15 protein-coding genes and 1 pseudogene are annotated in these 14,678 nt (G+C 64.9%); 9 read left to right on the top strand and 7 right to left on the bottom strand.

The features are described 5' to 3' along the window. The 4 genes from A5678_RS03930 to A5678_RS03915 all read right to left on the bottom strand — a co-directional run bounded on the left by A5678_RS03930 (position 1) and on the right by A5678_RS03915 (position 4,789). Entirely contained in the window at positions 1–846 is an 846-nt protein-coding gene (locus A5678_RS03930; protein ID WP_068038670.1) for an ABC transporter permease, read from the bottom strand. 8 nt (positions 847–854) lie between these two features. After that, complete coding sequence (locus tag A5678_RS03925) at positions 855–1,673, bottom strand: ABC transporter permease (protein WP_068038667.1); 819 nt, start codon at positions 1,671–1,673, stop codon at positions 855–857. A 384-nt stretch (positions 1,674–2,057) separates the two neighbouring features. Beyond that, the gene (locus tag A5678_RS03920) at positions 2,058–3,263 is read right to left on the bottom strand and encodes a CaiB/BaiF CoA-transferase family protein (protein ID WP_068038664.1); all 1,206 of its coding nucleotides are present in this window, start codon (positions 3,261–3,263) and stop codon (positions 2,058–2,060) included. Beyond that, complete coding sequence (locus A5678_RS03915) at positions 3,260–4,789, bottom strand: aldehyde dehydrogenase family protein (protein WP_068038661.1); 1,530 nt, start codon at positions 4,787–4,789, stop codon at positions 3,260–3,262. Before A5678_RS03915 ends, A5678_RS03920 begins: the two co-directional genes overlap by 4 nt. Before the next feature lie 279 nt (positions 4,790–5,068). On the opposite strand from A5678_RS03915, the gene A5678_RS03910 reads away from it, so the two are divergent. From A5678_RS03910 to A5678_RS03885, 6 genes are all read left to right on the top strand, one after another. Further along, complete coding sequence (locus A5678_RS03910; RefSeq protein WP_068038658.1) at positions 5,069–5,770, top strand: SDR family NAD(P)-dependent oxidoreductase; 702 nt, start codon at positions 5,069–5,071, stop codon at positions 5,768–5,770. 52 nt (positions 5,771–5,822) lie between these two features. After that, positions 5,823–6,023 (top strand): ferredoxin, encoded by a 201-nt coding sequence (locus A5678_RS03905; protein ID WP_068038655.1) that lies wholly within the window; start codon positions 5,823–5,825, stop codon positions 6,021–6,023. Positions 6,024–6,070: 47 nt separating this feature from the next. Further along, on the top strand, positions 6,071–7,435 hold the full coding sequence (locus tag A5678_RS03900) for a cytochrome P450 (RefSeq protein ID WP_068038652.1): 1,365 nt from the start codon (positions 6,071–6,073) through the stop codon (positions 7,433–7,435). A gap of 150 nt (positions 7,436–7,585) precedes the next feature. Further along, positions 7,586–8,002, top strand: a complete 417-nt coding sequence (locus A5678_RS03895) for a hypothetical protein (RefSeq protein ID WP_068038648.1) — start codon at positions 7,586–7,588, stop codon at positions 8,000–8,002. A gap of 23 nt (positions 8,003–8,025) precedes the next feature. Next, a complete protein-coding gene (locus A5678_RS03890) occupies positions 8,026–8,886 on the top strand; it encodes a hypothetical protein (RefSeq protein WP_068038645.1) in 861 nt (286 codons plus the stop codon). After that, entirely contained in the window at positions 8,883–9,443 is a 561-nt protein-coding gene (locus A5678_RS03885) for a hypothetical protein (protein ID WP_068038642.1), read from the top strand. Before A5678_RS03890 ends, A5678_RS03885 begins: the two co-directional genes overlap by 4 nt. A 22-nt stretch (positions 9,444–9,465) precedes the next feature. Here the strand turns inward: A5678_RS03885 and A5678_RS03880 are convergent, their stop codons facing one another. From A5678_RS03880 to A5678_RS27740, 3 genes and pseudogenes are all read right to left on the bottom strand, one after another. Further along, positions 9,466–10,641: an acyl-CoA dehydrogenase family protein gene (locus tag A5678_RS03880; RefSeq protein ID WP_068038639.1), complete on the bottom strand. Its 1,176-nt coding sequence runs from the start codon at positions 10,639–10,641 to the stop codon at positions 9,466–9,468. Continuing rightward, a complete protein-coding gene (locus A5678_RS03875) occupies positions 10,625–11,623 on the bottom strand; it encodes an acyl-CoA dehydrogenase family protein (protein ID WP_068038636.1) in 999 nt (332 codons plus the stop codon). Before A5678_RS03875 ends, A5678_RS03880 begins: the two co-directional genes overlap by 17 nt. A gap of 132 nt (positions 11,624–11,755) precedes the next feature. Then, positions 11,756–11,860, bottom strand: a pseudogene (locus A5678_RS27740) (nitroreductase); the annotation flags it as partial. 198 nt (positions 11,861–12,058) lie between these two features. Between A5678_RS27740 and A5678_RS03870 the strand changes: the two are divergent. The 3 genes from A5678_RS03870 to A5678_RS03860 all read left to right on the top strand — a co-directional run bounded on the left by A5678_RS03870 (position 12,059) and on the right by A5678_RS03860 (position 14,663). Next, positions 12,059–12,439: a carboxymuconolactone decarboxylase family protein gene (locus A5678_RS03870; RefSeq protein ID WP_068038633.1), complete on the top strand. Its 381-nt coding sequence runs from the start codon at positions 12,059–12,061 to the stop codon at positions 12,437–12,439. Positions 12,440–12,447: 8 nt separating this feature from the next. Next, a complete protein-coding gene (locus A5678_RS03865; RefSeq protein WP_068038630.1) occupies positions 12,448–13,353 on the top strand; it encodes an NAD(P)-dependent oxidoreductase in 906 nt (301 codons plus the stop codon). A gap of 218 nt (positions 13,354–13,571) precedes the next feature. Then, positions 13,572–14,663 carry an amidohydrolase family protein gene (locus tag A5678_RS03860; RefSeq protein ID WP_068038843.1) on the top strand — a complete coding sequence of 364 codons (1,092 nt, stop codon included), beginning with the start codon at positions 13,572–13,574 and terminating at the stop codon, positions 14,661–14,663. Positions 14,664–14,678: the final 15 nt, after the last annotated feature.

Below are 14,678 nucleotides of genomic sequence, written 5' to 3'. Positions count from 1 at the left end.
CTAACCGGACAGGTTGAAGTTGCCGTTCGTACCGTAGATAGATAGCGAGACCAACAGCGTTACCGACACCACGACGATGAGCGAGGTGCGCACCGCGTTACCCGTCGCGTTGCCGACACCGGCCGGCCCGCCCGAAGCGAAATAACCGTAGTAGGTGTGAATCAGCAAGATGGTGAGCGCCATCAGGATGGCCTGCAGGAACGACCACAACAAGTCGATCGGGTTTAGGAACGTGTTGAAGTAGTGCTGGTAAAGACCCTGTGACTGGCCAAGCAAGAACGTCGTGGTGAATTGACTCGCCAGGAACGACAGGATGACGGCGATGGCGTACAACGGCGTGATAGCCATCATCCCCGCGAGGATCCTGGTGCTCACCAAGTAGGCAACCGGCCGAATGGCCATGCTCTCCAACGCATCGACTTCTTCGTTGATCCGCATGGCACCCAGCTGGGCGGTCACCCCGGCGCCGAAGGTGGCCGCCAGGCCGATGCCGGCGACCACCGGTGCCGCGATCCGCACGTTGATGAACGCGGACAAGAAGCCCGTCAGCGCCTCGATGCCGATGTTGCCCAGCGAGGTGTAGCCCTGAATCGCCAGCGTGCCGCCCGCCGCCAGCGTCAGGAAGCCGACGATCACGACGGTTCCGCCGATCATCGCCAAAGTGCCCGCGCCCATGCTGATCTCGGCAACCAGCCGAACGACTTCGCGCGTGTAGCGGGTGGCGGCGAAGGGCACCCCGGCGAGCGCCTTGCCGTAGAACAGGGTGTGGTCGCCGATGCGCCCCAGTAAGGCGACCGGCCTCTCGAATTGGCGAGCCAGTCGCGGATATGTAGCCCTCAGCGCCATGACAGCCCCTACTTCGCCGTCATCTTGATGCCGATCGCGGTGACGACCACATTGACGACGAACAAGGACATGAAGGCATACACGACGGTTTCGTTCACCGCGTTGCCAACGGCCTTGGCGCCCCCGCCGGTGATCGACAGCCCCCGATAGCAGGCCACCAAACCGGCGATGAGCCCGAAAAGCGCTGCCTTGATGCACGAAATGATCACCTCGGGCACGCCGGTGAGCAGCGTGATACCCGCGGCGAACGCGCCGGGATTGACGTCTTGCACGAACACCGAAAAGACGTAGCCGCCAAGGACGCCGATGATCACAACGAGGCTGTTGAGCAAGAAGGCGACCAATCCGGAAGCCAGCATGCGCGGTGTGACCAACCGTTGCACCGGGTTGATGCCCAGCACCTCCATCGCGTCGATTTCTTCACGAATCGTTCGTGCTCCCAGGTCCGCACACATTGCCGTAGCACCCGCGCCCGCCACGATCAAAACCGTGACCAGCGGTCCGAGCTGGGTGACTGCACCGAACGCCGCACCCGCACCGGATAGGTCCGCCGCGCCCAGTTCGCGCAAGAGGATGTTGAGCGTGAAGCTGACGAGGACGGTAAACGGGATGGCTACCAACAAGGTAGGCGCCAGCGACACCCGCGCGACGAACCAGGACTGCTCCAAGAACTCCCGCCACTGGAAGGGCCGACGGAACGCGAACTTGACCGCATCGGCGGACATCGCAAACAAGGCTCCGACCGCCTGCATGGGCCCCGACATGTCCCATTTCAGTTTCAGCTGGGGCAATCCCGCTGACCAGTGGTCTGCTCCCTTGGTTGCCATCGGCCTCAGACTCTTTCCTGAGTTACGAGACCGACAGTCTTGTTCTCGCCTACTGACTGCTGTAGATTTGGCTGAACCGGCGGCCGCGGGGGGGTGCTGGAGACGTCGAAACGCCCTGTGTGCGGCCGGAATCCGGCATATGCATCGGGCATGACAGCGCTGTCCATCCTCACGCCAGGCCCTCCATTCTGTTGCGTGAGTAGACGCTTCAAAACGTGGGGCCCCGTGTCTTGAAGCGTCCGGCGATTATGACTCATGCCGAGTCCGGGTGGAACGGAAAATGCATAACCGTTATCCGACAACCCATCAGCACACCGCTTAGCCGGAGCGACTGAGGCGCAACGGACACGACGGTCGGCACAAACATCGAGGGAACCTCCGGCTCTAGGTGACGGCGCCGGCCGTCTTGAGTTCGATGATTCGGTCCCAGTCGAGTCCGAGTTCCATCAAGATGTCGTCGGTCTGTTCGGCGAAGCCGGGCGCCGGCCCGGTCTGTGGGGCCGCGAGGTCGAACTGGACCGGGTTCGCGACCAACTCGAGTTCACCCGCCTGCACGATGTACTCGTTGGCCCGGATCTGTGCGTCTTTGGCGGCTTGCAGGGTGTCCTGCACGGGCGCCCAGGGCCCGGCCAGGGTGGCGAAGCGTTCGCTCCACTCTTCCAACGTCCGGGTTGCGATCACCTTGGTCAGGATCTCCACCGCCTCCGCTGTATTGGCGGCGATCTTATCCACCGTTTCAAAACGCGGGTCGTCGGCCAACTCCGGCAGGTAAACGTGCCGGCAGACGTCGGCCCAAAACTTGGTGGGTTGCATCATCACGAAGGAGATATAGCGACCGTCGGACGTGGTGTAAAGCCCGACCAGAGGGTTGTTGGGAGCGCCGTGTACACCGGGCGGGGGCGCTTCGAGCCGCTGGCCCAGGTGGTTCGTCAGCGCGACCGTGTGCCCCATTGACCAAAGGCCGCTCCCGAGCAGCGACACGTCGACGACGGACGGCTCGCCGGTGCGCTCCCGTTTGAGCAGCGCCACCGCGATGCCACCGGCGAGGTTGGTGCCGGAGATGGTGTCGCCGTACGCCGGCCCGGGCGGCGCGATCATTCCCGGCATGCCGGCGGGAGTGATGGTCGCCGCGGTTCCGGCCCGGCACCAGAACGCGGTCATGTCGTAGCCGCCCTTGACCGACTCTTCGCCCCGCGGGCCGAGCGCGCTCCCGCGCGCGTAGATGATTTTCGGGTTCACCGCCCGAATGTCGTCGACGTCGATCCCGAACTTCTGGCGGGTACCGGGCAGGAAGCTGGTGAGGAACACATCGGCTCGGCGGGCCAGCTCGTAGAGCACCTCCTTGCCCTCGGGCACCGACATGTCCAGCCCGATGCTGCGCTTGCCGCGGTTCGCGTGCTCGATGTTGGGGTTCGGGTCACCTTCGACGCGCAGCATGCCGGTCTGTCGCAGCCCCCGCTGCGGATCGCCGGTGACCGCGTGCTCGACTTTGACCACGTCGGCACCCCATTCGGCGAGCACCGCACCCGCCGACGGGACGAACCCGTACATGGCGACTTCCAGGACGCGGATGCCCTCGAGCGGCTTCACGCCGGGGCCCCCTGGACCGCCGGAGTGGCATAAGTTTTGCGTTCCAAGAATTCCTCCAGACCGGCCACACCCATCTCGCGGCCCACCCCCGACTGCTTGAAGCCACCGAACGGGCTGTCGGCGCCGAAGTAGTTGCCGCCGTTGATCGAGAAGGAGCCGGTCCGGATGCGGCGCGCCACCGCGAGCGCCCGGTCCTGGTCGCCGCTGAAGACGGCGCCGGCCAGGCCGTAGATCGAGTTGTTGGCGATGCGCACCGCGTCGTCGTCATCGTCGAACGCGATCACGACGAGCACCGGCCCGAAGACCTCCTCCTGCGCGATTTCGCTGTCGGGATCGACGTGGGTGAGCAGGGTCGGCGCATAGAAGTAGCCCGGGTCCAACCGCTTGCCACCGGTGACCAGGGTCGCCCCCGCCGCGACGGCCCGCTGCACCATGCCGTCGACCTTGTCCCGCTGGCGCTCGTTGATCAGCGGGCCCATGTAGGTTTTCGGATCTGCCGGGTCGCCGTGGCGGACCTTGGCGAAGTTCTGCGCGATCAGCTCGACGATCTCGTCGTGATGCGACTTGGGCACCAGCAGCCGGGACGTCAGCGCACACCCCTGCCCCGCGTGGGTCACCATGCTGAAGGCCGCGAACATGGCCGCGCCGGCGAAGTCGGCATCGTCGAGCACGATGGCCGCCGACTTGCCGCCCAGTTCCAGGAAGACCCGCTTGACCGTTTCGCTCGCGGCGGCCATGATCTTGCGCCCCACCGCGGTTGACCCGGTGAAGGTGACGACGTCGACGGCGGGACTGCCGGTCAGCGCCTCGCCCGCCTCTGCGCCCCAGGAGCTGAGCACGTTGACCACGCCGTCCGGTATGTCGGTGTGATTGGCGATGAGTTCACCGAGCGCCAGCGTGACCAACGGGGTGTCCGGCGCGCCCTTGAGGACCACGGTGCATCCGGCTGCCAGCGCGGGGGCCAGCTTCGCCAGCGCCAGCTGGTTTGGGTAGTTGTAAGCGATGATCGCGGCGACCACCCCGGCGGCTTCCTTTTCCACCCAGCGGTGATGGAGCATGCCCCGCGATTCTTTTTCGCCGAGGTCTTCGGAGAACTGGTAGCCGCGAAGCAGGTCCGCGTAGAAGTGCACGATGCCGATCGGCTCGTCGAGTTGGGCGCCGTGGGTCAGCGCTCGGGTGGCGCCCACTTCGGCGATGGTCAGTTCACGCAACTCGTCGGCGTGGTCGATCAGCGCCCCATGCAGTTGGTCGAGGCAGCGGATCCGAAACTCGACGTCTGTGGGCCAACTGGTGGTGTCGAAGGCACGGCGGGCCGCCGCGATCGCCGCTTCGGCCTCATCGACACCGGCATCCGGAGCATGCCCGATCACCGCGCCGGTGGCGGGATTGATCGACGGGAAAGATTTGTCGGTGGTGACCAGCCGGCCGCCGATCAACAGTCGGCGGTCGACGGGTGACCCAGGCGCGGCGTCCGCGATGGTCGCTGCAGTCGCAGTGGCGGGCTCTGCCGTGTCCTGGGCAGGCATTCCGTACTCCCTAAGTGGTGACGGTCACGATAATTTCATTCTCTTCCCCGGCGAATCTTACATTCGGCTCTCGATAATTCAAGAAACTCTCAGGAACGGAAGGGGCCCGCTGACCAGGGCTGCGAACACCGAAAGCTGCGGCGCCGAGTAGTTTGACGCAGGCCGAACAGGGTTTCCGAGGTGTGTTGCAACACACTCCGGCGTGAGAGTAGGGTTCTCATAATCGTAAGCGCGATTCTTTGTGACTGAGACGGTCACCTTTGGAGTAAAGGCCTCAACGTGAAGACTGCGGTGGTCACCGGTGGCGGATCCGGCATCGGTCTTGCCGTCGCGCAACGGCTGCGCGCCGACGGTCTCGACGTCGCGACGATCGACCTCCGGCCGTCGGAGAACGACCGTTCCTTCACCGCGGACGTCACCGACCGGTCGCAAGTGGACGCCGCCCTCGCGGGGATCCGCGCGAAGCTGGGGCCGGTCACCGTCCTCGTCAACGCCGCGGGGCTGGACGGATTCAAGCGCTTCAACAACATCACGTTCGAGGACTGGCAGCGGGTGATCGACGTCAACCTCAACGGCGTCTTCCACACCATTCAGGCGGTCTTGCCCGACATGCTCGAGGCGAAGTGGGGCCGCATCGTCAATATCTCTTCGTCGAGCACGCATTCCGGCGCGCCGTACATGAGCCATTACGTGGCGGCCAAGTCCGCGGTCAACGGGCTCACCAAGTCGCTGGCGCTCGAGTACGGCCCAAGCGGCATCACGGTCAACGCCGTGCCGCCGGGGTTCATCGACACCCCGATGCTGCGCGCCGCGGCGAAGAACGGATTCCTGGGGGACATTGACGAGACCATCGCGCGGACCCCGGTGCGCCGGATGGGTAGGCCGGAAGACATCGCGGCGGCATGCGCTTTTCTGGTGTCCGACGAAGCCGGCTACATCACCGGTCAACTCTTGGGCGTCAACGGCGGTCGCAACACCTGAGTGGCGATTCGTCAGGTGCCCGGCAACCAGATCAGGTGAGAGGAGACAGCCCGTGAAGGTTCGGGTGGATTCAGAACGATGCCAGGGCCACACCCTGTGCGCGATGATCGCGCCGGAGTCGTTTCAGCTCAGCGACATCGACGGCAGTTCTTCTGCGATCGATGAAGTGGTGCCCCCAGACCGACAGGACCAGGTGCGTGAAGCCGCCCAATCCTGCCCGGAACAGGCCATCGTCATCACCGACGACGCCTGAGCCCGGCATCGGGTACTGACGGACGAAATACATAGGGAGACAGAGCTTTGAGTGTCGACGACGTCGTCAGCGACAGCGACCGCAAAAAGAACCGGTACCACTTCGATCGGCATTCCCCGGAGTACCGGTCGCAGTTCAATTCGATCACCAAGGAGATGCACGCCAAGTGCCCGATGGCGTGGAGTGACACCTACGGCGGGCATTGGGTCGCGGCGGGCAGCCACGAGGTCTTCGAACTGGCCCGCTGCCCGGCCGTCTCCAACGATCATGACATCAATGGCGAACGCCGTGGCTACAAAGGCATTTCGATCCCCACCGCCAGCCGGATCAGCGCGGTGCGCGGCGGCATCCTGGAGATGGACGACCCCGAGCACCGCACCTATCGCACCGTGCTCAATCCCTACCTGTCGCCGGCGGCGGTCAAGCGCTGGGAGCCGTTCATCGACGACGTGACGCGCGCCTGCCTCGACGAAAAGATCGAGGGGGGAAGCATAGATTTCGTCGACGACCTGGCCAACATCGTGCCGGCCGTCCTGACGTTGGCGATGATGGGCATACCGCTGAAGAAGTGGAACATGTACAGCGAGCCGGTTCACGCCGCGGTGTACACGCCCGAACACTCCCCCGACATCGAGCGTGTCACCGAAATGCACAAGCAGATGGGCCTCGACATGGTGAACAACATGCTCGAGATCCGCGAGAATCCGCGGCCGGGCATAGTGAATGCCCTGCTGCAGATGCGCATTGACGGGGAGCCCGCGCCGGACCTGGAAATTCTGGGCAACCTCGGCCTGGTCATCGGCGGCGGGTTCGACACCACGACAGCCCTGACCGCCCACTCGTTGGAGTGGCTTTCCGAGCATCCCGAGCAGCGGCAACTGCTCAGCAACGAGCGCAAAACGCTGCTCGACCCCGCCACCGAGGAATTCCTGCGCTACTTCACCCCCGCGCCCGGCGACGGCCGGACATTCTCCGATGATGTCGAACTCGACGGCACGCAGTTCAAGGAGGGCGAGCGGCTGTGGATCTCGTGGGCGATGGCCAACCGCGATCCAGCGGTGTTCCACGACCCGGACGACATCGTGCTGGACCGTAAAGGCAACCGCCACTTCAGCTTCGGGCTGGGCATCCATCGGTGCGCCGGCTCGAATGTGGCGCGCACCGTGTTCAAATCCATGCTCACCGCGGTGCTCGATCGGATGCCCGACTATCGGTGCGACCCCGAGGGCACCGTCCACTACGAGACGATCGGCGTCATCCAGGGCATGCGCAAGTTGCCGGCCACGTTCACCCCCGGCCGAAAGATCGGCGCCGGCCTGGACGAGACGCTGGAGAAACTGCAGCGCATTTGTGACGAGCAAGAACTCGCCAGACCGATCACCGAACGCAAGGAAGCCGCCGTCATCGACTGAGCCGCTCGCGGTCCAGCGTCGCAACGCAGGAGAAAGCCGGCCATTGACCGCTCCAATTTTTCCGAGTACGCCTGTTCAGCGAGGCCGCGCTCTATATTCAGGCCAGGCGCGCGCGCAGAGACGGGAGACGCATCGGTGAAGACTTTCGCAGTGAGCCTTGTGCTCGCCACGGCCGCGCTGACGCTTACGCCGACCGCCCAGGCGGACATGCAGGTCGGCAACTACCGGTTGGACACGAGCCGGGATCCCGGCCACAGCTGGATTTTCGCGATTCGACCGTGCAGATATGATGAAGGGCCGGAATGCCTAACAGTCCAAGCGATTCCGCAGCCCAACGGGCAAGCGGCCTTCTGGAAGTCAGATGCTCACCTTTCGAACGGCCGCTACACCATGGCGGTTGATGTGCCCGACGGCGTGCGTTGCGTGGTCCAGTTCTTTCCCTCGCATGACGTTTACTCGTGGGATGCGGTGACGCTGGCGGGTCAGGTCGACTCGACGTTCGACACGGGTTGCGGCGGCGGACCGGGGGGCACCGCCAGTTGGCCGTTCACGCTCGTGCGATGGTAGCCGCGTGAGAGGCAGTAAGCACGATGGCTGAGGCGAAGGAACCGGCGCAAGATTCGGCCATATCGAAAGCCGATGCGATGGCGTTGCTCGAGGAGGCCGAAGCCGAAGCGGCCGAGGCCGAAGCGCTGGCCGCCGCGGCGCGCGCCCGCGCTCGCGCGGCCCGGCTCCGGCGTGCGGCGCAGGCCCAAGCTGAGGAAGAGGCCGCGGCGACGACCACCGCGGAAGCCCACGACGCCGACGAGGCCACGACCGACACCGCCGAAGCGGCGACCGAAGAAGACGTCACCGACACCGTCGAAGCAGCCGACGAATCGGAGACCGTGGAAGAAGGCTCCGACGAAGCCCGCGAAGACGCGGAGTCGGAATCGGAGCCGGCCCGCTCGCGCCGACGCGTGCGGCTGCCATCGTTGTCCGTGACGTGGAAAGCGGCCGTCATCGTTCTCATCTGCGCCTTCGTCGCGGCCAGCGGATACATGATGTGGGAACGCCACGAAACCACCGAGCGCAACCAGCGCACCGCCAACTTCATCGCCGGGGCCAGACAGGGCGTCGTCAACATGTTCTCGATGGACTTCAATCGGGCCAAGGAGGACGTCCAGCGGGTGATCGACAGCTCGACCGGTCAGTTCAGGGACGACTTCCAGCAGCGCGCAAAGGATTTCACCACCGTCGTCGAGCAGTCCAAAGTGGTCACCCAGGGAACCGTGAATGCGGCGGCCGTGCAATCCATCGATGGAAATTCCGCGCTGGTGCTTGTCGCGGCCTCATCGCGGATCAGCAACGCCGCGGGCGCCAAAGACGAACCACGCAATTGGCGGCTCAAGGTGACCGTGACGGATGATGGCGGGCAATACAAGATGTCCAAACTGGAGTTCGTTCCATGACCGAGGCCGACCGCCGCGTTGGCGATGCCGACACCACTTCTGAACCGGCCAAACGCGATGCGCGCGCGCGTCGTAGGGTGAAAGTCGTTCCCGCCGTTCTGATTTTGCTCCTGCTCATCTCCGGTGCTACGGCTACGTGGCTGTACTTCAAGGAGTACCGGCCCGATAAGCAAACCGACCCCGGCGTCGCGAGCGCGGTCGTCAATTCGGCGTCCGACGGAACGGTCGCGTTGCTGTCCTACTCGCCCGACTCGCTCGACAAAGACTTCGCCGCCGCCAAGTCCCACCTATCCGGTGACTTCCTGTCGTATTACAACCAGTTCACCGAACAGATTGTGGCTCCGGCGGCCAAGCAGAAGTCACTGAAAACCAGCGCTCGGGTGTTGGGGGCAGCGGTCTCCGAATTGCATCCGAATTCGGCCGTCGTGCTGGTGTTGGTCGACCAGAGCACCACGAGCAAGGACAATCCCGAACCCGCGATGGCTTCCAGCAGCGTGCTGGTGAGTTTGGCCCGAGTCGACGGCAGTTGGCTGATCACCAAGTTCGACCCGGTCTAGCGAGGCTGCAGGCCAAGCGAACTCATCCCCGCGGCAGGCCGAGCACCCGTTGGGCAATGATGTTGCGCTGGATCTCCGAGGTGCCCCCGGCGATCGTCCCGGAGAAACTGCGGGCGTAACGCTCGAACCAGCTGGCGAAATAGTGGTCGAGGTTCATGTGCGCGTACGGCCCGGTGAGGCCCGGGTGAATGAGCCCGTCGGGTCCGGCCGATGTCAGTGCCAGTTCCATGCCACGCAACTCGGCCTCGGACCCGAGCAGCTTGAGCACCGAGATCGCGGCCACGTCATCTTCGCCGCGCGCGGCGCGGGCCAGAGCCACCGAACCCAGTAGGCGCAGCGCCTGCTTGTCCATGATCGTGCTGGCGTACTGGTCGCGCTCCACCTCGGTGCTGGGGTGGAAGTCGTCGATCATGTTCTCGAGCCGATCGGCGAAGCCCAGCCACATCATCGTGCGTTCGTGCCCGAGCGATCCGTTGGCGACCCGCCAGCCCTGGTCGAGCTCGCCGACCAGGTTCTCCGCGGGCACCCGGACGTCGGTGAAGAACACCTCATTGAAATCCAGATCATCGGCACCGCAGATCGACGGGAAAGGCCGGCGCACCAGACCCGGGGTGTCGGTCGGGATGATCAGCGCGCTGATTCCCTTGTGCTTCGGCGCATCCGGATTGGTGCGCACAAACGTCAGCAAGACGTCGGCGTCGTGGGCGCCCGAGGTCCACACCTTCTGACCGTTGACCACGAAGTGATCGCCGTCGAGGACCGCGCGAGTGCGCAACGACGCCAGGTCGGAGCCGGCGCTGGGTTCACTCATCCCCAGTGACGCGGTGATCTCGGCCCGCAGGATCGGCACCGCCCAACGCTGCTTCTGTCCATCGCTGCCGAACGACAACAACGAAGCCCCGACGATGTTCACGCCCTGCGGGTTGAAGCTGTGGTAGATCCGACGGCGGCTGAGTTCTTCGAGATAGACGAACTGCTGAATGACCGTCGCGTTGCGGCCACCGAATTCCGGTGGCTGGCTCGGCAGCAGCCAGCCGTTGTCGAACAGCAGCCGCTGCCAGTCGCGGGCCCACTGCGGCATGTGCGAGACCGACCGAGGTCGCTCGAGCGTTTCTGTTGCGGGAGGCAGGTTCTCGTCGAGGAAGGCCGCGAACTCAGCCCGGAACTCCTCGACGTCGGAGTCAAAAGTCAGCTGCACGGTATTCCTCCGCGATCCGCGCCCGGTGCTCTGCGGCGCCGCCGAGCATCAACTCACCCGCTTTGGCTCGTTTCAGTGCGAACTGCAGATCGTTCTCCCACGTGAATCCCATTGCGCCGTGGAGCTGTAGACCATGCCGGAACACCAGGGACTGGCACTCTCCCGCCGACGCCTTGGCCATCGCCGCCGCAAGCCGGCGGCGGGGATCGTCGGCCGCGATGGTCAGCGCCGCGAAGTATGCCAGGGCACGGGCGCGTTCCACCGCGACGTGCATGTCCGCGGCCTTGTGCTGGACCGCCTGGAACGAGCCGATCGGCACCCCGAATTGCTGACGGCTCCGGACGTGTTCGAGCACCAGATCGAGGATGCGCTGGCAGGCACCGACCATGGCGATCGCCATGCCCGTCAGCGCCAGGTGGTGCGCGCGTTCGGAGTCGACCGCGAGCCGTGCGCTGTCGGGCACCCGGACTTCGCTGAACGACAGGTCGGCGACATGCAAGACGGGGTCGAAGACGGCGGCGCGGCGGGCCGACACCTGGTTCGCCCCTGTGATGAACACCCCGGCGTCGGTCACCACCGCCAGACGGTCGACGCGATCACCGTCGAGCACGTGGCGGGCCGTACCGTCCAGCACCCAACCCTCGGCATCCCGGTGTGCCGCCACCCCGGTGTACACGGCGGTACCCGCCTCGTGCGGGTCGAAGTGCTCGGCGGCCAACGGCGCGAACTGGGTCATCGTGGCCAGGAACGGGGTGGGGTCGGTCGCGCGCCCCAGCTCCTCGAGCACGATGGCCAGCTCGACGGCGCTTTCGGGGTCGTTCAGCTCGGTCCAGCCCTGGTCGACGTAGGACTTCCATAGGGGGCTGGGGTCAACGCCATCCTCCGCCACGCTGCGCACCAGCGAGGGCGGGCACTGTTTGGCGACGGCGTCGCGAACGGTCTTCTGCCACAGCCGCTGATCGGCATCGAACTCCAACAGCATGAAGGCCGCCTCCTGTCATCACCGACGCTGCGAGAATATCATTCTCGCACGCGGAAGTAATAATCTCGCAAAGCGGTTATGAGGTCATCGAACGGACGCGGTGCCTCCCGGATTCGGTTAGACGCTTGGCACCAGGTGCCGCGCCAGGGTCGCATCGTCGACCGGCTCGTCGGTTAAGCGCCGGATCGTACGCGCGGTCGACATCACTTCCCAGACGTCGCGACTTGCTCCGATCATGGCTTCTGCATTGCAATGCGTTGCGGTACAGGCCCACTCGGTCCTGAGGAATTCCGGCTTTGCGTCAAGGCTGCGCCCGCGGACGATCTCAGATCGTTCGTCGACCCTCGACCGCAGACCGAGCGGAGGAGTCTCAATGCGAGACTGCGCTCAGGGCGATTGCAGGCGCCAACGCCTCCCCGACGAAGGAGAAGACCATTGGATCGCGAAACCTACCAGCGGGGGCTGCACATCCGCTCCGAGGTGCTCGGCGAGGAGTATGTCGACCGCGCCGTGGCCGACGCGGACGACTTCACCCGACCGCTGCAGGATCTCGTCACCGAATACTGCTGGGGCGCGTTGTGGGGGCGCGAGGAGGTGCCCCGGAAAACGCGCAGCATGCTCAACCTGGCGATGATATCGGTGTTGAACCGGCCCAACGAATTACGCACGCACGTCAAGGCCGCGCTGACAAATGGCGTCACCCGCGACGAGATCCGCGAGATCTTCCTGCAGGTGGCCATCTACGCGGGCGTGCCGGCCGCGGTCGACAGCTTCCGCATCGCCCGCGAGGCCTTCGCCGAAGTGGATGAGGGCTAGGGCCCGGCATGGAGGTCGGATTCATCGGGCTGGGGAACATGGGTTTTCCCGTAGCGCGCCGCTTGATTGAGAAAAGCCATGATGTCGTCGCCTTCGACACGCGCGCCGCGGCGCTCGAGCGCATCGTCACCCTGGGAGCGCGCCCCGCGGCGTCGGCCCGAGAGGTCGCCGACCGTACCGAGACCGTCATGGCCAGCCTTCCGACGCCGATCGCCTCGCTCGAGGTGGCAGCCGGCGTGATCGAGGGGGCGAGGATCAAGCGCTACGTCGACCTGTCCACCGTCGGGAGCCGCACGGCAAGGCAGATCCATGACCGACTCGCCGAGCGGGGCATCGTGACGATCGACAGCCCGGTCAGCGGCGGCGCGAGCGGAGCCGAGAAGGGCACACTCGCGATCATGGTCTCGGGCCCACGCGACGAGTTCGACGCCATCCGCACCGCGCTCGAGGCGATCGGCCGGCCCATCTACATCGGAGACAAACCGGGGTCGGCGCAGACGATGAAGCTCGCCAACAACATCATGGCCGCCAACGTCCTGGCCGCGACCGCCGAGGTCGTCGTGATGGGCGTCAAGGCCGGTCTCGACCCGACTGTGATGATCGAGGTGCTCAACGCCGGCTCGGGCGCGACAAGCGCGAGCCGGGACAAATTTCCCCGCTCGATCCTCCCCCGGACTTTCGACTACGGCTTCGCGACCGGCCTGATGGTCAAGGACGTACTCCTTTACCTCGAGGAAGCGGAAGCGCTTGGCGCACCAACGGACGTCGCCGCAACGATCGCCCGACTCTGGGAGACGACCGCCGATGACCAGGGCCCCGATTCGGACTTCACGACGGTGATCAAACCGCTCGAGAAGGCGGCCGGCGTGACCGTGGCCGGCCGCCCTCCCAGCCGGTCGCTCCCTGCTGGATAGGGCCGGATGGCACTTATCCACGAGCCGGAGAATGGTATTGTCGATATTTAAGAACCGTACTTGCACGAAGACCGCGAAAGCGGTCACTACCAGGGACGTTGATTAAACGAAACGCTTACCGGAAACCCCATTGATTGGCCCCCGAGAAGAATGTTAGGTTGTCTATCATATGACCCGACTGGGTTCACCTCGCGTGCCCGAGTCGAAGGATGGCTTTCGTGATCGAACACGCTGACGGAACCAGCACACCGCTCATCGACGCGAGCGTGCACATCTTCTTCCCCTCCAACAAGGCGCTGCGGAAGACGCTGCGTGAGCCGTTCAAGAGCCGAGGCTTTCCCGATTACGAGATGGACTGGTACGGCGCTCCCGGCGGTGAATACGCGCCCAATACCGAGGGCCCGGACCGTCAGTACCCCGGTTCTGATCCGGAATTCGTTGCCAATGAACTCTTTTCGAAGCGCGGTGTAGACATCGCGGTCCTGCACCCGATGGGCCGCGGCATCATGCCGGACCGGCACCTGGGCAGCGCCCTGCACGCCGCGCACAACGAGATGATGGTCTCGGACTGGCTGGAGTCCAGCGAGTTCGGCGACCGGTTCCGCGGCACCATCCGGGTGAATCCCGACGACATCCCCGGCGCGTTGCGAGAGATCGAGAAGTGGCGCGCACACCCCCGCGTCGTCCAGATCGGGGTACCGCTGCAGTCGCGCGAGCTCTACGGCAAGCCGCAGTTCTGGCCCCTATGGGAGGCCGCGGTCGACGCGGGCCTTCCGGTGGCTGCGCATATCGAAGTGGGCAACGGGATCATGTTTCCGCCCACCCCGTCCGGCAATACCCGCACTTACGAGCAATACGTCAGCTTCATGGCGCTGAACTACATCTACCACCAGATGAACATGATCGCGGAAGGAGTGTTCGAGCGCTTTGCCGGTCTCAAGTTCGTCTGGGCCGACGGCGCGGCCGACTTCCTGACGCCGTTCATCTGGCGAATGGATACGTTCGGCCGGCCCCACCTGGAGCAGACGCCGTGGGCGCCGCGCATTCCCAGCGACTACCTCCCCGGGCACGTCTATTTCGTCCAGGGCAGCCTCGACGGTCCCGGCGACGTCGACTTCGCCGGTGAATGGTTCGGATTCACCGGCAAGGAGGACATGGTGATGTTCGGCTCCAGTTACCCGCACTGGCAGTTCGGTGATGCCAAGAAGCTGCCCAGGGCACTCTCCGCCGAGCAGCGCGAGAAGCTGTGCTGGCGCAACGCGGCGCAGCTCTACGGCATAGACATCCCCGCCGGAGTGGGCGCACAGTAGAAGCAGGAAGTGAGA

This window comes from Mycobacterium sp. E2733 (genome assembly GCF_001667585.1).
Lineage (GTDB): Bacteria > Actinomycetota > Actinomycetes > Mycobacteriales > Mycobacteriaceae > Mycobacterium.
Note: the sequence above shows the minus strand (reverse complement) of the source record. Positions and strands in the feature narration are given on the sequence as shown.